Consider the following 21,622-nt stretch of genomic DNA (forward strand, 5'->3'; position numbering starts at 1 on the left):
GGCGCTGTTGTCACATCGAGACCATTACGGTGGTTAACGATCTCCGCGCGAGTCGCGAATTTCGGAGCATGAGTCTGAAAAGCAAGCAAGGTCAACGGGTTTCGGTTCAGGTCGGGGTGGCCGCCGCAGCGGCCGTTACCGCGCTCGTCGGGTTCAGTGGTCCGGCGGCGGCATTGCCGTCGGATCAGGTCGTCCGATTCGTACCGACACTCGTCCGGGTGCCGGGAGGATGCTCGGCCATCGTCAACGCGGAAACCGTGCCCCAGCCACAGGCCGGGCACCTCGGTGTTCGCGTGAAAATCATTCAGGACGGACAGCACTGCCAGCCGTACCGGATCTCGGTGCGGTGGAAGAACCTCGACACCGGTCGTGAGAACAGTCAGTCCCACCGGGTCGACGCCAACGGCGTCATCGAACAGGCGCCCGACGGGGTGATCACCGGTTTCGGCATGGGCCCCGGCCCCGGCCGGGTCGAGGCGAAGATCGTCGCCACCTCCGACACCTACCCACAGCACTATGACCTGGAACAGCTTTCGGGCCGGGCCTGGATCACCCTCAACGGATAGAACGGACAGCAGCAGGGGCGGAGCCGACCGGATCCGCCCCTGCTGGGGCGTGTTCCGCCGCAGTGAGACGGTTGCCCGACCGCCCGACTGCCCTTAGATTCATCCGTGATCGGGTGGGCCCTCAGTTCCGCTCAGGGTGCGGCGGGTGAAGCGGAGGTGGGGTCGGGGTGGCGGTGGAGCCCGGGACGGTGTTCGCCGGATATGTGATCGAACGACTGCTCGGCGCGGGTGGCATGGGGTCGGTGTACCTCGCGGAGCACCCTCGCCTGCGGCGGCGGGTCGCACTGAAGGTGCTCGGTGACGGGATATCCACCGACGCCAAGGCGCGCAACGCCTTCGAACGAGAGGCGACGCTGGCCGCTCGACTCGAACACCCCAATATCGTGCCGGTATACGACCGCAGCGGTCCCACGGATCCGGTGTTGTGGCTGTCGATGAAATACGTCGACGGTGGTGACGCGATCGGATTGCTCCAGACCGATCCCGCCGGGATCGCCCCGGACCGTGCTCTGCGGCTGATCCATGGTGCCGCCGCCGGACTGGATTTCGCGCACGCGCACGGGGTGCTGCACCGCGACGTGAAACCGGCCAACCTACTGATCGAACGCGACCACGCAGGACAGGAAACCGCGCTGCTCACCGACTTCGGGATCGCCCGCAGTCTCGATGACACCGTCACGCTGTCGGCGATGGCCGCCACCTTCGCCTACGCGGCACCCGAACGGTTCGCCGGCCACACGGTGGACCATCGCGCCGACATCTACTCCCTCGGCTGCACGCTGTTCCAGTTGCTCACCGGTCGGACGCCGTTTCCGCGTGGCGATCAGGCGGCGGTGATCGCCGCGCATCTGGGCGCGGCACCGCCCCGGCCCACCGAGTTACGACCCGAGCTGCCGCGTGCGATCGACGCGGTCATCGCGACGGCGATGGCGAAACGGCCGGAGGACCGATTCGCCCGCTGCGCCGACCTCGCCGCGGCGGCGATCAGAGCGTTCGACAGCGGTCCGCGGGCCCGCGCGCCGTTCCCGGGCCGGTTGCCGACCGATCCGGTCGCTGCCGGTGCTCCTGGCGCCTCGCCAGGTCGACGGCGGACCCGGATCGCGCGAACGCTCCTGCCCTCGGCGCTCACCGCCGTGCTGACGACCGCCACGGTCGCGTTGCTCGTCGTGATGACGACTACCGACCTGATCCGTGGCGAGCCGACCCGGGTCTACACCACACAGAGTGTCGCGAACGCCTGTGGCCTGCTCGATCTGTCCGCGCTCGAACAGCTCGGTGGGGCGCCGCCCGATTCGCCCATCCATTCCGAATCCGTTGACTCCGAGCCATATTCGTCCCACCACTGCTCGGTCTCCTACCGGGGTTTGGCAGCCACTGTGCTTGCCAAGGTCGTGAACGATGGACACGGCGCCGAGGCCTTCTTCCGCCACGACTCGGAGTTGGTTCGTCTGGGCGGGGCCAGCACGATCCGGGTGGACCACCGGCTCGAGCTCGCTGACGACTCCTACCTCTACGTGCGCCGACTGCCGTACATGTACGGCCCGACCTGCGAGCTCGGCCTCTTCGACGACAACGTGGTCGTCGCCGTGACGTTGAGCACGCCCGCGGAGTCGAAGGTGGACGATTCGGAGATGGTGACGGCCTGTGAGCATCAGGGCCGAATACTCTGGGAGCGCCTCGGATGACACCACGACGGTTCTCGCTGTCATGGACGGCTGCGGCAGTGTCGGCCTGCTCGCTCGTGGTGGTCACCGTGATCGCCGCCGCGATGTGGCTGGGGCGCGAGGACGAAGCGGCGGCGAACGCGCGGTGGACGCCGGGCACACCGATCGACACCCCGACCTCGCGCAAGTACCGCGAGCTCGAGCAAGGCAATCACTGCGAGCTGATGGATCTGGCCGAACTCACGCGTCGCGGCAGCGCCGGGTGGCAGCAGGAAGATCACGAGCCCCTCGGGTCGACCGGCTACTGCTCCGGCACTTTCGGTGACCTCACTGTGTCGCTGGGCTTCTATGTCGCGCGGGCGGGAGGCGACCGGCGAGGAGAGCACGACAGGTTCAAACATCTTGTCGGCGGGCGTGTCTCGGATCCGAATACGAGCTTCGAATACCTGGCCGGGCTCGGCGAGGACGCCTTCGTCCGGGAGAGTGCCCACGAGAACGGGCGCGCGGTGACAGAAGTGCGGATCGGCGTACTCGACGAGAACCTGCGCGTGGACACCACACTGACGATCAACGGCGATCGAATCAGCCGCGCCGAACTGCGACGGTTGGCCGAACACCACGTCCGTGTGGTGATGCGGAACCTGCAGGCCTGACAACGGCGAACGCCGGGCGGATCGTGATGATCCACCCGGCGTTTGCCGTTGTGCGAGAAGGACTTACGCGGTCGGCTCGAAGGCCTCGGCGATGATCTCGGCCTGCTCCACGGCGTGGACCTTGGAGGAACCCGAGGACGGGGCCGACATGGCGCGCCGCGAGATGCGGCGCAGTTTGCCCAGGCGGTCGGGGAGGACCTCGGGGAGGTTGAGGCCGAAGAAGGGCCAGGCGCCCTGGTTGGCCGGTTCCTCCTGGACCCAGGCGATGTCGGTCGCGTTGGGGTACTTGGCCAGGGCCTCGTTGAGGCGGTACGTCGGGATCGGGTAGAGCTGCTCGATCCGGACGATGGCCACGTCTTCGCGCTTGTGCTTGGCCTTCTCCGCGGCGAGCTCGTAGTAGAGCTTGCCCGAGGTCAGCAGGATGCGCTTGACCTTGCCGGTGTCGCCGACGCCCGATTCGTAGGTTGGCTCGTCGAACACCGAACGGAACTTCGACTCGGTGAAGTCCTTGATGTCGGACACCACGGCCTTGTTGCGCAGCATCGACTTCGGGGTGAAGACGATCAGCGGACGGCGGATGCCGTCGAGGGCGTGGCGGCGCAGCAGGTGGAAGTAGTTCGCCGGGGTGGACGGCACCGCGACGGTCATCGAACCCTCGGCGCACAGCTGCAGGAACCGCTCGATACGGCCCGAGGTGTGGTCGGGACCCTGACCCTCGTGGCCGTGCGGCAGCAGCAGCACCACATCGGAGAGCTGACCCCACTTGGCCTCACCGGAGGAGATGAACTCGTCGATGATCGACTGCGCGCCGTTGACGAAGTCACCGAACTGCGCCTCCCACAACACCAGTGCGTTGGGGTTGCCCAGCGAGTAGCCGTATTCGAAACCGACAGCGGCGAATTCGCTCAGCGCCGAGTCGTGCACCGCGAACCAGCCCGGGTTCTCCGAACCGATGTTGTGCAGCGGGGTGTACTCCTGCGCGTTGATCCGGTCGATGATGACCGAGTGGCGCTGGGTGAACGTGCCACGACGCGAGTCCTGACCGGTCAGGCGCACATCGTGACCCTGGTCGATCAGCGAACCGAACGCGAGCAACTCGGCGAAGGCCCAGTCGACCTTGCCCTCGTAGGCCATCTCACGCCGCTTCTCCAGCACCGGCTTCACGCGCGGATGCACGTTGAAACCGTCGGGAGTGTTGAGGAACGCGTCGCCGATGCGCTGCAGCACCGACTTGTCGACCGCGGTCTGCACGGTCGCGGGCACCTTCTGGTCGTCCTCGACGGACTCCGACGGCTCCGGAACGTATTTCTCCAGCTCGCGGACCTCGTTGAACACGCGCTCGAGCTGACCCTGGTAGTCGCGCAGCGCGTCCTCGGCCTCCTTCATGGAGATGTCGCCACGGCCGATCAGCGATTCGGTGTAGGCCTTGCGGACCGAACGCTTGGTGTCGATGACGTCGTACATCTCCGGCTGGGTCATCGAGGGGTCGTCGCCCTCGTTGTGCCCGCGGCGGCGGTAGCAGACGAGGTCGATGACGACGTCCTTGCGGAACTTCTGCCGGAAATCGACCGCCAGGCGCGCGACCCAGTCGCAGGCCTCGGGGTCGTCACCGTTGACGTGGAAGATCGGCGCGCCGATGAACTTCGCGATGTCGGTGGAGTATTCGGTGGAGCGGCTGTTCTCCGGCGCGGTGGTGAAGCCGATCTGGTTGTTCACCACGATGTGGATGGTGCCGCCCACGCGGTAACCGCGCAGACCCGACAGGTTCAGCGTCTCGGCGACCACGCCCTGACCGGCGAACGCGGCGTCACCGTGCAGCATCAGCGGCATCACCGAGAAGCCTTCGGGGCCGTCGCCCTTGTTCAGCAGGTCCTGCTTGGCGCGCACGAGGCCCTCGAGCACGGGGTCGACCGCCTCCAGGTGCGAGGGGTTCGCGGTGAGCGACACCTCGATCTCGTTCTCGCCGAACATCTGCAGGTACTGGCCGTGCGCACCGAGGTGGTACTTCACGTCGCCCGAGCCGTGGGTGGCGGCCGGGTTCATGTTGCCCTCGAACTCGGTGAAGATCTTCGAGTACGGCTTGCCGACGATGTTGGCCAGCACGTTGAGGCGACCGCGGTGCGGCATACCGATGACGACCTCGTCGAGCCCGTGCTCGGCGCACTGGTCGATGGTGGCGTCCATCATCGGGATCACGGCTTCGGCGCCCTCGAGCGAGAACCGCTTCTGACCGACGTACTTGGTCTGCAGGAAGGTCTCGAACGCCTCGGCGGCGTTGAGCCGGTTCAGGATGTACTTCTGCTGGGCGACCGTCGGCTTGACGTGCTTCTGCTCGACCCGGTCCTGGATCCACTTGAGCTGGTCGGTCTCGAGGATGTGGGTGTACTCCACACCGACGTGGCGGCAGTACGCGTCGCGCAGGATCGACAGCACGTCGCGCAGCTTCATCCGCTCCTGGCCGTGGAAACCGCCCACGTCGAAGGTGCGGTCCAGGTCCCACAGGGTGAGGCCGTGCGAGGTGACGTCGAGGTCGGGGTGGCTGCGGAACTTGTCCTTGACCAGGCGCAGCGGGTCGGTGTCGGCCATCAGGTGACCGCGGTTGCGGTAGGCCGCGATCAGCTCGAGTACGCGAGCGCTCTTGTCGACGCCGCGCTCGCTGATGTCCTTGCGCCACCGGATCGGCTCGTACGGCACGCCGAGGCCGTGGAAGATCTCGTCGTAGAACTCGTCGGAGATCAGCAGGTTGTGGATGGTGCGCAGGAAGTCGCCGGACTCGGCGCCCTGGATGATGCGGTGATCGTAGGTGGAGGTCAGCGTCATCAGCTTGCCGACGCCGATCTCGGCCAGGCGCTCGTCGCTCATGCCCTGGAACTCGGCGGGGTACTCCATGGCGCCGGCACCGATGATCGCGCCCTGGCCCGGCATGAGGCGCGGTACCGAGTGGACGGTGCCGATGGTGCCGGGGTTGGTCAGCGAGATGGTGACACCGGAGAAGTCCTCGGCGCCGAGCTTCCCTTCACGGGCGCGGCGGACGATGTCCTCGTAGGCGGCGTGGAACTGGCCGAAGCTCATCTCCTCGGTGCCCTTGATGGCGGCGACGACCAGCGTGCGGTTGCCGTCCTTGCCCACGAGGTCGATGGCCAGGCCGAGGTTGGTGTGGGCGGGGGTGACCGCGTTCGGCTTGCCGTCGATCTCGGCGAAGTGCCGGTTCAGGTTCGGGAACGACTTCACGGCCTGCACGATCGCGTAACCGAGCAGGTGGGTGAAGGAGATCTTGCCGCCGCGGGTGCGCGCCAGGTGGTTGTTGATCACGAGGCGGTTGTCGATCATCAGCTTGGCCGGGATCGCGCGCACCGACGTGGCGGTGGGGATGGTCAGCGAGGCCGACATGTTCTTGGCGATGGCCGCGGCGGGACCGCGCAGCACCTTGGACTCGTCGGTGCCCGTGCTCGTCTTGGCGGGCGCGGTGGCCGGGGCGTTCGACACCGGGGCAGGCGTGGTCTGCGGTGCGCGCACGTCCTCCCGCTTCGGAGCCGGGGCGGGTGCCGGAGCCGGCGCGGGTGCCGGCTTGGGCGCCGTCGCGACGGCGGTCTTGGGGTCCTGCGGTGCGGCCTTCGGAGCCTGCTGCGGCGCCGCTTGCGCGGTGGCGGCGGGAGCCTGCTCGTTAGCGGAGTCGGTGGCCTCGGGGGTGTAGTCGGCGAGGAACTCGTGCCAACTCGCGTCGACCGAGGACGGGTCCTGTTTGAACTTCTGATACATCTCGTCGACTAGCCACTGGTTCTGTCCGAACTGGGAAGTTGAGCTGCTCACAGCTGGTGTTCGCCTCATTTCGTTCTTCGCGCTGCGACGTTTGTGACGTGCCCGGCAGGGGTATCAGCGGATGGCTGCCGATGCGCCCTCACCGAGCATATGCCCCGTGGCATGTCGGCGTAGCTAGTGGCCCGAGACTATTCGCTCCGCGTGCAGTCCCGCCGACCAGAGTCGCGCGTAACTCCCGCCTCGGGCGAGCAGTTCCCGGTGGCTACCGAATTCGACGATACGTCCTTGCTCGACCACGCCGACGAGGTCGGCGCGGGCCGCGGTGGCCAGCCGGTGGGCGACCACGACGGTCGTGCGGCCCCGGGCCAGCGAACGGCTCGCTACCAGCACCGATGCCTCGGTCTCCGGGTCGAGGGTCGAGGTCGCCTCGTCGAGAAGCAGCAGGTCGGGGTCGACGAGGTCGGCGCGGGCGAGGGCGACGAGCTGACGTTGTCCGGCGGATAACCCACGCCCTCTTTCACCGACCGGTTGGTTCATTTTTCGGGGTAATCCGGCGATCATTTCGGCCGCACCGACGTTGCTCGCCGCCTGTGCGATGTCCACCGATGTGGCGAAAGGTTGTCCGAATGCAATGTTGCTGGCGACATCACCGCTGAACAAGTGAGATTCCTGGGGCACAATTCCCAGCCGCGAGCGGTACTCGGTGAGCACAAATTTACGTAAATCGACGCCGTCGACCCGAATCTCGCCTGCCGACGGCTCGCCGGGCAGATCGTAGAGCCGGGCGAGCAGTTTCACGATCGTCGATTTGCCCGCGCCGGTCGGGCCGACGAGCGCAAGGGTGCGCCCGGCCGGGAGGGTGAAGGACACGCCGTCCAGCGCCGGGAAGTTCGCTCCCGGATAGCGGAAGTGGACATCGTCGAAGACGACCTCACCGCGCAACCGCTCGATGTGCACCGCATCGGGTGGGTCGGCCGCGATCGATGACTGGGTGCGCAACAGATCACCGATGCGGCGCAGCCCGACCCGGGCCTGCTGGTAGCCGTCGAACACCTGCGACAGTTCCTGGATCGGGCTGAACAGCAGGCCGAGGTAGAGGACGAAGGCGACGAGCGTGCCGGTGGTCGTGCGTCCGTCGGCCACCGCGTTGGCGCCGAGATAGACGACGACGGCCAGGGCGAGGTCGGCCCAGGCCAGGCCGAAGGAGAAGTAGCAGGCGATCGCGCGCTGGGCGCGGATGCGTGCCTCGCGGTAGCGATGGGAGTACTCGGCGAAGCGGCGCGCGGCCACCGGTTCGTTGCGGGCGGCCTGCACGGCGCGCAGGCCCGCGATGTTCTCCTGGAAGTCGGCGTTCACGGCGGAGACCCGCTCGCGCGAGACGGTGTAGGCCGCGGTCGAGACGCGCCGGAACAGCAGGGTCGCGATGAGCATCGGCGGCACGGTGGCGAGCACGACCAGAGCAAGCCCCGCATCGATGACGACCAGGCCGACAGCCACGCCGACCAGGGTGATGACCGCGACCAGGCCGGTGGCTACACCGGTCTGCAGGAAGGTCGACAGGGCGTCGACATCGGTGGTCATCCGCGTCATGATCCGGCCGGACAGTTCGCGCTCGTAGAAGTCGAGGCCGAGCCGCTGTAACTGGGCGTAGCTGCGCACCCGCAGGCCGAACAGCACCCGTTCGCCGGTGCGTGCCGTGAGCACCGTGACGGCAGCGCCGACGATCAGGCTCGCCAGCACCAGCCCGATCCCGATCACCGCCGACAGCGCGAGCGCCGAGTTCTGCCCGCCGGTGACGCCGGTGTCGATGGCGTAGCGGACCAGCGGCGGGAAGGCGATGCCGATCATGGCGTCGGCGATCAGCAGCAGTACGACCAGCCCGACCAGCTTGCGGACCGGTCGAAGCAGGACGCGCAGACCGAAGTCGGGTTGGGGGGCGCGCAGGTCGCCGGGCAGGTCGGGTTGTTCGATGGCCGGTGGTAGCGCGTCGACGGCCGCGCGCAGTTCCGGGGTTTCGCTGAGGTCGGCGGCCGCCATCGAACGCGGCCGATCACCGACGACGGGCCGCTTGTCGACGCGCACGGTCGGCACGACCGAGCCGGTGGGTGCGGGCAGCCGGATGACCCGATCGGCCTGGGCCAGGGTCGACTCGCGGTGGGCCAGGATCAGCGTGGTGCGCCCGCCCGGGTCGGGCAGCCGCCGGAAGATCTCCGCCTCGGTCACGGCATCGACGGCGGAGGTGGCGTCGTCGAGGACGAGTACGCGCGGCCGGGTGAGCAGTGCGCGGGCCAGCGCGATCCGTTGCCGTTGCCCGCCCGAGAGGGTGAGCCCGCGTTCGCCGATGACGGTGTCGTACCCGTCGGGCAAATCGGCGATGAACTCGTCGGCGACGGCCGCGGTGGCCGCCGCCCGGATCTCGGCGTCGGTGGCCTCCGGGCGGCCGAGGGCGATATTGGCCGCGATGGTGTCGGAGAACAGGAACGGGTCGTCGAACACCACGCCGAGCGCGCCGCGCAGATCCTCGGCGCGTAGGTCGGCCAGGTTCACCCGGGTGCCGTCGGTGCCGACGAGGCTGATGGTGCCCGCGTCGGGCGCGTAGAAGCGAGGCAGCAGCAGCGACAGCGTCGACTTGCCCGACCCGGCCGGGCCGATGATCGCGACCGTTTCACCGGGCCGGATGGTGAGGTCGAGTTCCGAGAGCACCGGCTCGTCCGGGGTGAAACCGAAACCGACACCCTCGAATTCGATGCCGAGCGGGCCGGCGGGCAGGTCGGCGGGCTTGTCGGGGTCGACGAGCACCGGCGCCGCGTCGATCACCTGGAACACCCGGTCGGCGGCGGACTTGGTGAGCTGGCTCATGATGACCACCGAGGTGATCGTGCGCGCCGAGGATGTCATCGTGGCCAGGTAGGCGGTGAAGGCGAGGAAGGTGCCGATGCCGATCGCGCCGCGCGAGGCGAGCAACCCGCCGACGATGATGACGGCGACCAGCCCGGCCTGTGGCAGCGCCGACACGACCGGTGCGAAGCGGGCGTTGATCCGCGCGGCGCGCAGGCGTTCGGCGTAGAGGGCGCGGCCGTGGTCCTCGAGCTGGTCGACCATCCTGGCCTCCTGCCCGAAGCCCTTCACCACGCGCACGCCGGTGACCGTCTGCTCGACGTGTTCGGCCAGCTCGGCGGCCCGCTGCTGCGCCGACCAGGTAGCCGCGTAGAGCCGGGGCCGCATCCGCAGCACCACCACCGCCATCACCGGCGCGACGAGCAGCGCGGCGAGCGCCAGCGGCGGGCTCAGCCACACCATCACCACCGCCGAGGCGACGAACTGCAGTACCGCGAGGCCCGACCACGGCACCATCGCCAGCAAGCCCTGCACCAGTTGCAGGTCGGTGATGGAACGCGACACCACCTGGCCGGTGCGGAGGGCATCTTGTCCCGCGCCGTCGAGGCGCTGCAACGCCGCGAGCAACGAAACCCGCAGGCTGTGTTGCACTTCCAGCGACAGTTGACCAGCCCACAGCCGGCGGGCGAAGGTCACCGCGAACCGGCAGACCGCGAGTACCGCGAGCAGGGCGGCGGCACTGCCGATGACCGAGGTGTCGCCCGCTTCGGCGGCGTCCACGGCCCGCTTGGTGGCCAGCGGCGCCGCGATCGAGACGGCCGCGCCCGCCAGCACCGCCGCCGCGATGACGGCGAGCAGGCGCGGATGCCGCAGGCACAGCCGCCACAGCCTGCGGATCCAGCCGGGCCGGTCAGCGCGCCGCGTCATCACAGCGGGCCGTGTCATCGCAGCGGGCTCGGACACTACAGGTCGCGGTTGCGCAGGTCCCACCACCCGGCGGCGCCCACGGCGATGGTCCACAGGAGCAGGACGACGAGCGCGGCCGGGGTCGGCGCGAACACCTCGGCCTCGTCGAAGGAACCGGCGCTCACCCCGGCCACGGTCGAGGACACCGGCAGCACGGCGGTGAGACCACCGGCGCCGAAACCCTTGGCCACCAACCAGATCAGCGGCTCGAGCACGAATGCCCAGCCGAGCACCAGCCACACCGCCGCACCGGTGGTGCGCAGCAACAGCCCGATGCCCGCGCCGAGCACCGCCCAGCACATCGCGACGAGCAATCCGGCGCCGAGCACTTCCAGTAACGGCCAGCCGAACTCGAACTTGCCACGGCCCGCGGCGGCGAGCACGAGCATCGCGACCACCTCGGCGAAGACGGCGACCACCAGCGCGATACCGGCCACCGCGGCGTATTTCGCGATAACCAGCCGGTCGCGATCCGGGGCGAACAGGGCGGTGAGGGCCATGGTCTTGCGCTTGTATTCGCCACCGGTCACACCGATGCCGAGCAGTGCCGCGGCCACGAACACCGCGACGAGCGCCAGGTACAGGCCGATGGTCGCCGCCCCCGTCACCGGTTGCCCGGTCGGGTCGTAGCGGCCCGACATCAGCGCGGTGATCAGCGTCGCGACCAGTGCCACCGCGATCGGGCCCGCGAGCAGCAATCGGGTGGGCCGCAGCGTGAACACCTTGCGCGTTTCGGCGTCGAGACCGGGGAGCAGATCCTCGGGCAGCACAGTGGTCATCGGGTGATCCCCTCCGAAGTCATGGCCGAAATGGATTCGCGCGCCCGCCCCGGTCGGAGTCCGGAGGCCCGGACATTCCCGCGCAGGCCGGAGCCGCAGGCGGCAGGCCGAGCCGGCGACAACGGGCGACGGCTTCGGCCCGCGGGGCGAACCGGTCGACCTGCGGCCGACGGCGTCATCGGGACACCCCGAACGACGGCGGCGCCGGCGCGAAGGTGGTGTTCGACGGCGTGGGCAGGCGGTGCTGATGCCTGCGGGGTTTGGTCAGGGAGGCCAGGACCCGGTCGGGGTGGATGGGGTCGGCGACGATGCTGCCGATCCGCACCGAGGCCGCCTCGGCGATCGAACGGATTGTCGCCTCGTCGGCCTCGGCGACGGCCAGGCGCCCGTCCGGGCGCATCACCGCATCGGTGAAGCCGCGGGTCGCCAGGGCTGTGGCCAGGGCGATCGACGGGGAGGAGGCGACGACGAGCCGGTCGGGATGGCCGCGCCGCAGCTTGGCGGGAGTGCCCTGCCAGACGACGGCGCCCTCGCTCAGCACCACCAGGTGGTCGGCCGCCGACACCACGTCGGCCAGGCTACCGGCGCTCACCAGCACCGTGCCGCCCCGCCCGACATGACCGCGCAGCACCTCCTGCAACCAGCCGCGTTCCATGCCGTCGGCGTCGGTGAACGGGTCGTCCAGGACGAGCAGCGGGGGATCGGCGAGCAGGGCCGTGGCCAACGCGAGGCGGGTCTGCTGACCCGGATTCAGCTGGGCTACAACGGTATCGGCGAGAGCGCCGAGACCCGTCGTCTCGAGCACCGCCTCGACCCGCCGCCCACCGACGCCCGCGACCGGGGCGTAGCACGACAGCTGATCGCGCACCGTGCGCGCCGGATGCAGACCGCGCGGATGCAGCACCGCGCCGACCGCGGCCGGCCCGTGCCCCACCGTCACCTCCACCCGGCCGGTGCTCGGCCGCTGCAGCCCGAGCACCATCCGCAGCAGGGTGGTCTTGCCCGCCCCGGTGGGCCCGACCAGCGCGGTGACCGCACCGGACGGCACTGCGAAGTCGATGCCGTCGACGGCGCTGACCTGGTCGAAGACTTTTCCGACGCCGCGCACCAGCACGGCGTCGCCCCCGGCTTTCCTCACTGCTTACGGGCCGGGTCGGTACCGATCGCGGGCAGCGGATCGGCGTCGATCACGTTGTGCAGCGGCGTCGGCCACAGTGCGGGCGCGGGCCCGAAGGCCTTGTGCGCGTTCTCGATCGTGGCCTTGCCGAGCGCCCGGTTACCCGCGCCACCGATGGCGGCACCGATACCCGCGGGCAGCACCTTGCCCGCCATCAGCGCGGCCCGCTTGGTGATGAAGCGCTTGACGAACTGTTGCAGCAGTTTGCTGTTGATCGCGCCCATGCCGGTCGCCTTGCCCGCCAGCGTGTTCGCCCAATTCTTCGACTGGGTGCGCAGCCCCTTCTGCACGATGGCGATGCCCGCGTCACCGAGGACGACCGCGAGCACCAGCGCGCGCCGTGCCTCCTGATCATGCGGCTCGATGCCCTGGACGGCGGCCCGGGCCAGCGTGAACAGCGCCGAGGCCTCCATGAAGAACGCCGTCTCCGCGCCGACCGCGCCGAGGGCGGCCACCGTGCCGATGCCGGGCACGGCCGCGGTCGCGCCGACAGCGGCACCGCTGCCGGTCACCGCGAGCAGGTACTGCTTCTCCAGCCGTTCGGCGATCTGGGCCGGGCTCTCGCCGGGATGACGTTCCCGCAGGTACTGGACATAGCGCCGCACGGCAGGGGCCTGCAGCTTGGAACCGGTGTCGAGAACATCGACTACGGCCTTCTCGATCGCACTCTTGAACACGGCGTCGTCCTCCTCTTCGACCGACGAGTCGAACTGTAGGGCACCTGAGGTCCCGACAGCCCATCATGCCAACGACTACCGACACCCCTGTGGTTCCGCGATGTGGGCACGCTCTCCACTCCCACGACCGGTGCCCGGGTTCTACGCTGACCGGATGAGTGAAACGAACCCGACCCGACTGACGCGCGAGTTCACCGAAGCCGGTGCCGAGATCGCCACGATCACCATCGATCATCCGCCGCTCAACCTCTTCGACCGGCCACTGATCGACGCCCTGATCGCCGATCTCGCCGCGCTCACCGCGCAGCCGCCGCGCGCCGTGCTCATCCGCGCCGAGGGCAAGGTGGTCTCCGGCGGTGTCGACGTGCACGTCTTCGAGGGGCGAAGCGCCGAGCAGGGGGCGCAACTGTGGCGCGAGCTGTTCGACCGGATCATCCATCCGCTCGAGGCCCTGCCGTGCCCGGTGGTGTTCGCCGCGCACGGGCTCACCCTCACCGCCGCCTTCGAGATGTCGCTGGCCTGCGACATCATCCTCGCCGCGCCGAAGGCGAAGTTCGGGCTGGTGGAAACGGTGGTCGGGCTGACGCCGTCGATGGGTGGCCCGCAGCGGCTGGCCGAGCGGGCCGGGTCGGGCCGGGCCCGTGAGTTCGTGATGACCGGCGACCTCTACGACGCCGCGACCATGGCCGACTGGGGCGTGGTCAACGCCGTCCACGACGACGTCGACACCGCCGCCCGCGCGCTGGTCACCCGCCTCGCCGACGGACCGACCCGCGCGCACGCCGCGACCAAGCAGATCATCGAGGCGTGGCGTTCCGGCGGTGTGGCACACGCGGATTCGGTGACGCCGGAGGTGTCGGGCGCCCTGTTCGACACCGCCGACCTGCGCGGCGCCGTCCGCAGTTTCCTCGATGTCGGCCCAGGTAAGGCGACCTACAAGGGCGAGTGAACGCCGAGCGGCTGACAGAAATGTGATCCACGTCATATAGTCGAGGCGCAAGCCGGGCGAGTACGTGGAGGTCTTGATGGGTCAGCCGGAACCGGACACGACCGCACGCTCTGAGGGTGGCGCGCCGGAGCGAGGGCCCGGCCCCGAGACTCGGGTGCCGATCACCAGTGGACCCGAGTTCCGGGCGTTCCGGTCGTCCCCGGTCGGCTCCGGTGTGCTGGGCTGCGGACAGCTGCGGCGCGGCCCCGACGGTGTGCTCCGCTACGGCGACCTGCACCCCGCGCTCACCGAACTGCTCGACCTGCGCGTGCACTCCTTCACGAATCGGGAGGCCGTGGTCGAGGTCGGCGGCCCACGCCTGACCTACCGCGAGTTGTGGCACAGCGCTTCCCGCATCGCGGGCGGACTGCAGCGTCACGGCATCGGCTACGGCGACCGGGTCGCGGTGCACATGCCGACGAGCGCGCGCTGGGTACAGGCGTTCCTCGGCGCGCTGCTGTCCGGTGCCGTTCCGGTCCTGATCCCCGACGGGCTCGGCGCCGACCTGACGGCCCGCGTGATCGCCGACAGCCGAGCCGACTTCGTGCTCGGCCCCGACGGGCCACTGCCCGACAGCACGGCCTACATCGATGACGGTGCGGCACTGGGAGATCCGGCCCTGCTCTGCTATACCGGTGCCGCCGCGCGCGGTCCGGTGCCCGCCGGGGTCGAGCTCACCAACGAGAACCTCTTGTCGGCGGTGTCGTCGATGGTCGGCGCGCTCGGCCTGCCCGGCGACGGGGTACGCAATCTGGTGCTGCTGCCGCTGGCCCACGCCAGCGGGTGCGTCGACCAGTTGCTGCCGACCTTCGCCGTCGGCGGGACCGTCGTCCTCGCGCCGGGCGCACGCAGCCTGGCCGACGTGCTGGTCAACGAGCGGATCGACACGGTCTCGGCCACCCCGCGTATCTTCGCCGACCTGCTGCCCGCCTTCGCCGAGCGACGCTCGGGCGCGGGTGTGCGGCGCGTGAGCAAGGCCTGTCACCGCTCCGAACGCGCCGCCGCCCCTGCCTCGGCCCCGCTCACCGCCGCCCTGCGCGCACTGTTCCCCGACGCGCGGCAGTGGTCGGTGTGGGGCGCGACCGAGACCAGCGGCATCGGCCTGCTCGTCGACGACACCGACCGCACCGAGGCGGCGCTCGGGTTCGCCTTCGGTGGAACGGAATTGGCGCTGTCGGGCCCGCAGGCTCGCCAGGGTCGCGGCGAACTGCTGTGTCGCGGACCGAACGTCAGCCGCCGCTACTGGAACAACCCCGACGCGACCGTCGCCCGGTTCAGCGGAACCTGGTTCCACACGGGCGATTTCGTCCGCATCGACACCGACGGCCTGGTCTACGCCGAGCCGACCGGCTGACTCACGCCAGCTTGGCGCGCAACGCCGCGCGCAGGTCGCCCGTGAGGCCGATCTCGGTCAGGTAGCCCTCGGTGTCGCCGTAGCGTTCGCGCACGGTGGCGTCGGCGGTGCGCAGGTACTCCTCGCGCACGCCGAGGATGTCGACCGACAGTGCCTCGCCGCCGCCGATCTTCGGTTCCAGCAGCACGCGCAGGGGTTCCACCGCCGCATTGCTGGCCAGGAAGTCGGTGTAGATGTCGTCCTCGTGCACGCCGACCGCGCGCAGCACGGTCGCCACCGCCCAGCCGGTGCGGTCCTTGCCCGCCGCGCAGTGCACGAGCACGGCGCCCTCGCCGTCGACGATCGAGGCGGCCAGCCGGGTGATGGCCGCGCCCGCCTCGGGCAGCAGCGGGAACTGCCGGTACACCTCGACCATGTGCGCGAACGCGCTGACGGTCGCCGCCTCGTGCGGCGGCGCCTCTTCCATCCGCGAGTCGAACGGGGTGATGTGCAGGCGCACGTCCTCGGGCAGGGTGTCGTGGCCGATGTGATCGATCTCGACCGGGCCGCGCAGATCGTGCACATCGGTGACCCGCAGCTCGCCGAGTGTGGCGAGACCCTGATCGTCGAGGCCGCTGAGCTGTGCCGAGCGCAGGAGCACGCCGGGGCGGACGGTGCCGCCGTCGACGGTGCGCAGCCCGCCCACATCGCGGAAATTGAAGGTGCCGCTGAGGGCGAACTGGTCGGCGCGAGGCGAGAGAGTCACCCGTCCAGGTTATCGGCGGTTCGACCGGGTGTGGACGGAGTCGGCCGATCGGTCACGAAGTGTGTGACGTGCGTTTCCCCGCGCGACACGTGTGTGCTCACCCACAGGAACGTGAGTGCGGCTACCACGACTTGTACCATCGACCAGTAAGCGATTACAGCGGGGGCGTCTATTCGAGCGCGAAAACAAAATCCAGCCGTATGGTCGGTTTTTATCAAGGTCGCATTCGGGTAACAAAACAATCTTTCAGTCTGAAAAGGATGGCTGAACCAGTTCGTGAATCCAGAAAACCTTCTAAGATCGTGCTTGCGGGATGTGGTTAACCTCGATGAGGACCCTTCCCGACCAGCTCGCATCGCCGCGGGCAGCGAAATTTGTTGCCGAGGAGTTGTCGTTGAGCGCCAGTCGTGAACTAACCGAAACATCCTTGCGACCCGTCGTTCGCCGGGCCGTGGAAGCAGCCGCCGCGAGTTCGGATACCGCCGGGCTGCGAGCACTGCGAATCTGCCTCCATGCGGGGCTCAGTGCGTATTGGCCGGTGGTGAAGGCCGCGCCGGCGAAAAGCATCAGGTCCTACGAGACCGCGCTGCGGACCCTGCGGGAGCGGTGGATCGAGCCCGGTGACAACGTGGGCGATCCGTCCGCGATCGTGATGTTCCGTGAGATGGATGCCGAGGCGACCGAGTTCCTCGAGCTGTGTGCCGAGCTCTCGGGTACGCAGTGGCTCGAGCCGGTCGACTCCATCGCCAGCTACCTCGTCTCCGTCTTCCATGGCGCGGTGCTGCGCTGGCTGGCGGACGGCAACGACGAGACCATCCTCGTCGTCACCGACGATCTCGTCGGCTGTCTCACCCTCAAGGCCGTCGAAGCCTGAGATTTACTGGACGAGTGACCAGATAGGTGGTTCAGTAGACGGGTGACCGAGACAACAGCGCTGCACCACCTGCACGACGCCACCGCTGACCTCGACCCGCCGCTGGCGGCACTCGACCTGTCCCGGCTCGACGCCAACGCCGCCGACCTGCGCCGCCGCGCGAACGGCGTCGCCATCCGAGTGGCGAGCAAATCGGTGCGCTGCCGGGCCGTGCTCGAGCGGGTCCTCGGCACCGACCTCACCGCGGCCGACGGCTTCGCGGGCATCATGGCCTACTCCCTGCGCGAAGCGATCTGGCTGGCCCGCCTGGGCGCCCGCGACATCCTGCTCGGCTATCCGACCCTCGACCGTGCCGCGCTGGCCGAACTCGCGGGCGCGCCGACACTGCTGCGCTCGATCACCCTGATGATCGACGACGTAGCCCAGCTCGAGCTGGCCCGCGCCGCCCTCGGCACCGACACCGTCCACCCACGCGTCTGCCTCGACGTCGACGCCTCACTGCGCATCGGCCCGCTGCACCTCGGCGTTCGCCGTTCCCCGATCCGCACCCCCGGCGAGGCCGCCGTACTGGCGACACAGGCACGCACCCGCGGCTTCGAGGTGGTCGGCGTGATGACCTACGAGGCGCAGATCGCTGGCCTGCCCGACAACAATCCGGCCGTGCGCGTGGTCAAGCGTCTCTCGGCCGCCGAGATCGCCCGGCGCCGCACCCAGGTGCTCGACGCGGTGCGCATGGTGACCGGGCCGCTCGAGATCGTCAACAGCGGCGGCACCGGCTCGATCGAGGTCTCGATCAGCGATCCCGATGTCACCGAGGTGACCGCCGGTTCGGGCCTCTACGTACCGACCCTCTTCGACCACTACCGGTCCTTCACCCCGCGTCCGGCCCTGTTCTTCGCCACGCCGGTGCTGCGCAAACCCACCCCGAGCATCGCCACGGTCTTCGCGGGCGGCTACATCGCCTCCGGACCGACCGGTCCCAGCCGGGTGCCGCTGCCGGTCTGGCCCGCGGGCCTGAAGCTGCTCGGCGCCGAGGGCGCGGGCGAGGTGCAGACCCCCCTCGCCGGTGGGTCCGAGCTCGAGATCGGCGACCGCGTCTGGTTCCGGCACGCCAAGGCGGGCGAGCTGTGCGAACGCTTCGCCGAGATCCACCTCGTCGACGATTCGGGAACCCGCACAACAGTTCCCACCTATCGCGGCGAAGGGCAGTGCTTCGGCTGATCAGCGCAGCAGCTCGGTGACCTCGTCGTCGGTGAGCTGGTGGAAGTCGTGGTAGGCGCCGCCGACGCCGCCCAGGTCGTCGGGAGTCCAGAGGCAGACCAGCTCGTCGCACTCCGGGCGGACCCGGCGGGCCGCTTCGGGGGCTGAGACCGGCATCGCCACGATCAAGCGGGCGGGCTGCTGTGCGCGGGCGACGCGGCAGGCGGCGGCCACGGTGGCGCCGGTAGCCATTCCGTCGTCGACGATCACCACCGTCCGGTCGGTCATGGCGACCGGGTCGCCGTCGCGGAGCAGGGTTCGCCTGCGGGCCAGTTCGGCGCGTTCGGCGCGCTCGACCCGCGCGAACGCCGCCTCGCTCACCCGGCCGCGTGCCACCACGTCCTCGTTGAGTACCAGCACGTCGTTCTCGCCGAGCGCACCCATCGCCAGTTCCGGATGCTGCGGTAGCCCGAGTTTGCGCACCAGCAGCACGTCGAGTTCCCCGTCGATCGCGTCGGCCACGGCGGCCGCCACCGGCACGCCGCCGCGCGGCAACCCGAGCACCAGCGGGTACGTGCCCCGCAGATGTTCGAGGGCCGTGCCGAGAGCGCGGCCCGCCGCAGCGCGATCCGGGTACACCATCGCTTCGAACGCTACTCCGCGGCGGCGTCGGCCGACACTGTGAAGCGGCGCAGCGACAGGCTCGGGTTGGCGGTGCGCGCCCTGGCCAGGTGGGCCGGGTCGATCGACGCGGTGAGCACACCCGGCTCGTCGCCGAGTTCGGCGAGCACGGTGCCCGCCGGGTCGACGATCATCGACGCGCCCGCCCCGAGCGGCGCGCACTGGTCGGCCGCCGCCACGTACACGGTGTTCTCGATGGCCCGCGCACGCAGCAGCGTGGTCCACTGATCGACCTTCGCCGGGCCGGGAATCCACTGCGCGGGCAGCAGCAATACGTGCGCTCCCGCCGCCGCGACACGCCGACATCCCTCCGGAAAACGCAGATCGAAGCAGGTCTGCATGCCGAACATCACACCGTCGACGGTGAATGTGGCGGGCGCCACCAGCGGACCGGCCGCGACGACATCGGATTCCAGATGCCCGAAAGCGTCGTAGAGATGCACTTTGCGGTAGAGCGCGAGCCGGGATCCGTCGGGTCCGTGTGCCACGAGCGTATTGCTGATCCGGTCCGCGTCCGGTGTCGGCAATTCGACGACACCGGCCACCAGATGCACCCCGAATTCGACGGCGAGCGCGGCGAGTCCGGTGGTGAACGGCCCGTCGAGCGGCTCGGCGGCGGCCACCACCCGCTCGTCGAGACGGGTCACCGCAAACATCGAGTATTCGGGTGCGACCACGACGCGCGCACCGGATTCGGCAGCGGTTCGCACGTGTTCACGCAAGGCGGCCAGGTTGGCCGACGTGTCGGTCTGCGGGGCGAATTGGACGACCGCGATCGGCACCGTCGTCGCGGCGTGTTCCTGATGCGATGACCCGTTGTGCAGCTGCATAGGTCACACCGTATTCACCCGGTGGCCCGATCAGCTACCGCCAGGCAGTAAACTCGTGGTCAATGAACACAAATGAGGTCGACAGCGTTCCTGCCGACGACGACAGGCACGACAACGGCCCGACTTTCGCCGATCTCGGGATCGATGACCGCGTCCTGGCGGCCATCGCCGACGTGGGCTACGAGTCGCCGTCGCCGATTCAGGCGGCCACGATTCCCCCACTGCTCTCCGGGTCCGACGTCGTCGGCCTGGCCCAGACCGGCACCGGCAAAACCGCGGCATTCGCGATCCCGATCCTGATGAATCTGGACACCGCGCAGAAGAAGCCGAGCGCGCTGGTGCTCGCGCCGACCCGCGAACTCGCGATCCAGGTCGCCGAGGCATTCGGCAAGTACTCCTCGCACATCCCCGGTCTCCACGTGCTGCCGATCTACGGCGGCCAGAGCTACGGCGTGCAGCTGTCGGGTCTGCGCCGCGGCGCGCATGTGGTCGTCGGTACGCCCGGCCGCGTCATCGACCACCTGGAGAAGGGCACGCTCGACCTGACGGAGCTGCGCTACCTGGTGCTCGACGAGGCCGACGAGATGCTCAAGATGGGCTTCCAGGAGGACGTCGAGCGCATCCTGCGCGACACTCCGCGGGACAAGCAGGTCGCCCTGTTCTCGGCCACCATGCCGGGCGCGATCCGCAAGATCTCCAAGCAGTACCTCAACGACCCGGTCGAGATCACGGTCAAGTCCAAGACCACGACCAACACCAACATCACCCAGCGCTATGTGCAGGTGTCGCACCAGCGCAAGCTCGACGCGCTCACCCGTGTCCTCGAGGTCGAGGACTTCGAGGCGATGATCATCTTCGTGCGCACCAAGCAGGCCACCGAGGAGCTGGCCGAGAAGCTGCGCTCGCGCGGTTTCTCCGCCGCCGCGATCAATGGTGACATCGCGCAGAACCAGCGTGAACGCACCATCGGTCAGCTGAAGTCGGGTGCGCTCGACATCCTCGTCGCCACCGATGTGGCCGCGCGTGGTCTCGACGTGGACCGCATTTCGCATGTCGTGAACTACGACATCCCGCACGACACCGAGTCGTATGTGCACCGCATCGGCCGCACCGGTCGCGCGGGCCGCTCGGGTCAGGCGCTGCTGTTCGTCGCGCCGCGTGAACGTCATCTGCTCAAGGCGATCGAGCGGGCCACTCGGCATCCGCTCACCGAGATGCAGTTGCCGAGCGTCGACGACGTGAACGCGACCCGCGCCGCGAAGTTCGGTGACTCCATCACCGAGAACCTGGCCTCGGACAAGATCGAGCTGTTCCGCAAGCTGATCGAGGACTACGAGGCCGAGCACAACACCCCGCTGGTCGATATCGCCGCCGCGCTGGCGGTCGGTGGATACGACGGGGACAACTTCTTCATGTCGCCCGAGCCGGAGCCCGCGCCGCGTCGCGAACGCGACCGGGACCGTGATCGCGAGCGTGCCCCGCGCCAGTTCGACGACGAGGACCGTGGACCGCGTCCGCCGTCGTTCTCCCGCGAGAGCGGTGCGGAGCTGGCCACCTACCGGATCAGCGTCGGCAAGCGGCATCGCGTGGTGCCCGGTGCGATCGTCGGCGCCATCGCCAACGAGGGTGGATTGCGGCGCAGCGACTTCGGGCACATCAGCATCCGGCCCGACTACAGCCTGGTCGAGCTGCCCGCGAACCTGCCGAACGAAACGCTGGAAGCGTTGCGGCGCACCAGGATCAGTGGGGTGCTCATCCAGCTGCAGCCGGATCAGGGCCCGCCGTCGCAGCGGCTCAATTCCCGTGGTCCCCGGCGTGACCGTGAGGCCCGTCCGCGTACCGAACGGCGTAAGCCGCGCACGTAGCGCACC

The 21,622-nt window shown here is 69.2% G+C and carries 16 protein-coding genes; 8 read left to right on the plus strand and 8 right to left on the minus strand.

Annotated elements, in window-relative coordinates:
- Window positions 1-68 precede the first annotated feature (68 nt).
- The 3 genes from LDL21_RS03950 (at window position 69) to LDL21_RS03960 (ending at window position 2,883) form a co-directional block, all read left to right on the plus strand.
- Window positions 69-566 carry a hypothetical protein gene (locus LDL21_RS03950; protein ID WP_225278823.1) on the plus strand — a complete coding sequence of 166 codons (498 nt, stop codon included), beginning with the start codon at window positions 69-71 and terminating at the stop codon, window positions 564-566.
- Window positions 567-733: 167 nt separating this feature from the next.
- Window positions 734-2,251 (plus strand): serine/threonine-protein kinase, encoded by a 1,518-nt coding sequence (locus LDL21_RS03955; RefSeq protein ID WP_225278824.1) that lies wholly within the window; start codon window positions 734-736, stop codon window positions 2,249-2,251.
- Entirely contained in the window at window positions 2,248-2,883 is a 636-nt protein-coding gene (locus LDL21_RS03960) for a hypothetical protein (RefSeq protein ID WP_225278825.1), read from the plus strand. The genes LDL21_RS03955 and LDL21_RS03960 overlap by 4 nt, the downstream gene beginning before the upstream one ends.
- Window positions 2,884-2,946: 63 nt before the next feature.
- Here LDL21_RS03960 and LDL21_RS03965 read toward each other — a convergent pair whose 3' ends face one another.
- From LDL21_RS03965 to LDL21_RS03985, 5 genes are all read right to left on the minus strand, one after another.
- The gene (locus LDL21_RS03965; RefSeq protein ID WP_225278826.1) at window positions 2,947-6,711 is read right to left on the minus strand and encodes a multifunctional oxoglutarate decarboxylase/oxoglutarate dehydrogenase thiamine pyrophosphate-binding subunit/dihydrolipoyllysine-residue succinyltransferase subunit; all 3,765 of its coding nucleotides are present in this window, start codon (window positions 6,709-6,711) and stop codon (window positions 2,947-2,949) included.
- Window positions 6,712-6,816: 105 nt separating this feature from the next.
- A complete protein-coding gene (locus tag LDL21_RS03970) occupies window positions 6,817-10,425 on the minus strand; it encodes an ABC transporter ATP-binding protein (protein ID WP_225278827.1) in 3,609 nt (1,202 codons plus the stop codon).
- A gap of 17 nt (window positions 10,426-10,442) precedes the next feature.
- Window positions 10,443-11,225, minus strand: coding sequence for an ABC transporter permease (locus LDL21_RS03975; RefSeq protein WP_225278828.1), 783 nt, complete (start codon window positions 11,223-11,225; stop codon window positions 10,443-10,445).
- 175 nt (window positions 11,226-11,400) lie between these two features.
- A complete protein-coding gene (locus LDL21_RS03980) occupies window positions 11,401-12,363 on the minus strand; it encodes an ATP-binding cassette domain-containing protein (protein ID WP_225278829.1) in 963 nt (320 codons plus the stop codon).
- Window positions 12,360-13,079 (minus strand): hypothetical protein, encoded by a 720-nt coding sequence (locus LDL21_RS03985; RefSeq protein ID WP_225278830.1) that lies wholly within the window; start codon window positions 13,077-13,079, stop codon window positions 12,360-12,362. The genes LDL21_RS03980 and LDL21_RS03985 overlap by 4 nt, the downstream gene beginning before the upstream one ends.
- Window positions 13,080-13,233: 154 nt before the next feature.
- Here LDL21_RS03985 and LDL21_RS03990 point away from each other — a divergent pair, with 154 nt between their 5' ends.
- Window positions 13,234-14,028: an enoyl-CoA hydratase/isomerase family protein gene (locus LDL21_RS03990; RefSeq protein WP_225278831.1), complete on the plus strand. Its 795-nt coding sequence runs from the start codon at window positions 13,234-13,236 to the stop codon at window positions 14,026-14,028.
- Between the two features lie 154 nt (window positions 14,029-14,182).
- On the plus strand, window positions 14,183-15,421 hold the full coding sequence (locus tag LDL21_RS03995) for a class I adenylate-forming enzyme family protein (RefSeq protein WP_225278832.1): 1,239 nt from the start codon (window positions 14,183-14,185) through the stop codon (window positions 15,419-15,421).
- Between the two features lies 1 nt (window position 15,422).
- Here LDL21_RS03995 and LDL21_RS04000 read toward each other — a convergent pair whose 3' ends face one another.
- Window positions 15,423-16,166 (minus strand): tyrosine-protein phosphatase, encoded by a 744-nt coding sequence (locus LDL21_RS04000; protein ID WP_225278833.1) that lies wholly within the window; start codon window positions 16,164-16,166, stop codon window positions 15,423-15,425.
- Window positions 16,167-16,560: 394 nt separating this feature from the next.
- On the opposite strand from LDL21_RS04000, the gene LDL21_RS04005 reads away from it, so the two are divergent.
- Together LDL21_RS04005 and LDL21_RS04010 are read left to right on the plus strand one after the other, a co-directional pair.
- Window positions 16,561-17,040 carry a TetR family transcriptional regulator gene (locus tag LDL21_RS04005; RefSeq protein WP_225278834.1) on the plus strand — a complete coding sequence of 160 codons (480 nt, stop codon included), beginning with the start codon at window positions 16,561-16,563 and terminating at the stop codon, window positions 17,038-17,040.
- A gap of 42 nt (window positions 17,041-17,082) precedes the next feature.
- On the plus strand, window positions 17,083-18,261 hold the full coding sequence (locus tag LDL21_RS04010) for an amino acid deaminase/aldolase (protein ID WP_225278835.1): 1,179 nt from the start codon (window positions 17,083-17,085) through the stop codon (window positions 18,259-18,261).
- Here the strand turns inward: LDL21_RS04010 and LDL21_RS04015 are convergent, their stop codons facing one another.
- The gene (locus LDL21_RS04015) at window positions 18,262-18,882 is read right to left on the minus strand and encodes a phosphoribosyltransferase (RefSeq protein ID WP_225278836.1); all 621 of its coding nucleotides are present in this window, start codon (window positions 18,880-18,882) and stop codon (window positions 18,262-18,264) included.
- 11 nt (window positions 18,883-18,893) lie between these two features.
- Window positions 18,894-19,751 (minus strand): carbon-nitrogen hydrolase family protein, encoded by an 858-nt coding sequence (locus tag LDL21_RS04020; protein ID WP_225278837.1) that lies wholly within the window; start codon window positions 19,749-19,751, stop codon window positions 18,894-18,896.
- 62 nt (window positions 19,752-19,813) lie between these two features.
- On the opposite strand from LDL21_RS04020, the gene LDL21_RS04025 reads away from it, so the two are divergent.
- Entirely contained in the window at window positions 19,814-21,616 is a 1,803-nt protein-coding gene (locus LDL21_RS04025; protein WP_181700988.1) for a DEAD/DEAH box helicase, read from the plus strand.
- Window positions 21,617-21,622: the final 6 nt, after the last annotated feature.

It is taken from the genome of Nocardia rosealba (genome assembly GCF_020216065.1).
In the GTDB taxonomy this organism is placed as follows: Bacteria; Actinomycetota; Actinomycetes; order Mycobacteriales; family Mycobacteriaceae; genus Nocardia; species Nocardia rosealba.

Coding starts and splice junctions, on each gene's coding strand:
- LDL21_RS03950 (WP_225278823.1), top strand. CDS start 69: ATGAGTCTGAAAAGCAAGCAAGGTCAACGGGTTTCGGTTCAGGTCGGG.
- LDL21_RS03960 (WP_225278825.1), top strand. CDS start 2,248: ATGACACCACGACGGTTCTCGCTGTCATGGACGGCTGCGGCAGTGTCG.
- LDL21_RS03965 (WP_225278826.1), bottom strand. CDS start 6,711: ATGAGGCGAACACCAGCTGTGAGCAGCTCAACTTCCCAGTTCGGACAG.
- LDL21_RS03970 (WP_225278827.1), bottom strand. CDS start 10,425: ATGACACGGCCCGCTGTGATGACGCGGCGCGCTGACCGGCCCGGCTGG.
- LDL21_RS03975 (WP_225278828.1), bottom strand. CDS start 11,225: ATGACCACTGTGCTGCCCGAGGATCTGCTCCCCGGTCTCGACGCCGAA.
- LDL21_RS03990 (WP_225278831.1), top strand. CDS start 13,234: ATGAGTGAAACGAACCCGACCCGACTGACGCGCGAGTTCACCGAAGCC.
- LDL21_RS04015 (WP_225278836.1), bottom strand. CDS start 18,882: ATGGTGTACCCGGATCGCGCTGCGGCGGGCCGCGCTCTCGGCACGGCC.
- LDL21_RS04020 (WP_225278837.1), bottom strand. CDS start 19,751: ATGCAGCTGCACAACGGGTCATCGCATCAGGAACACGCCGCGACGACG.
- LDL21_RS04025 (WP_181700988.1), top strand. CDS start 19,814: ATGAACACAAATGAGGTCGACAGCGTTCCTGCCGACGACGACAGGCAC.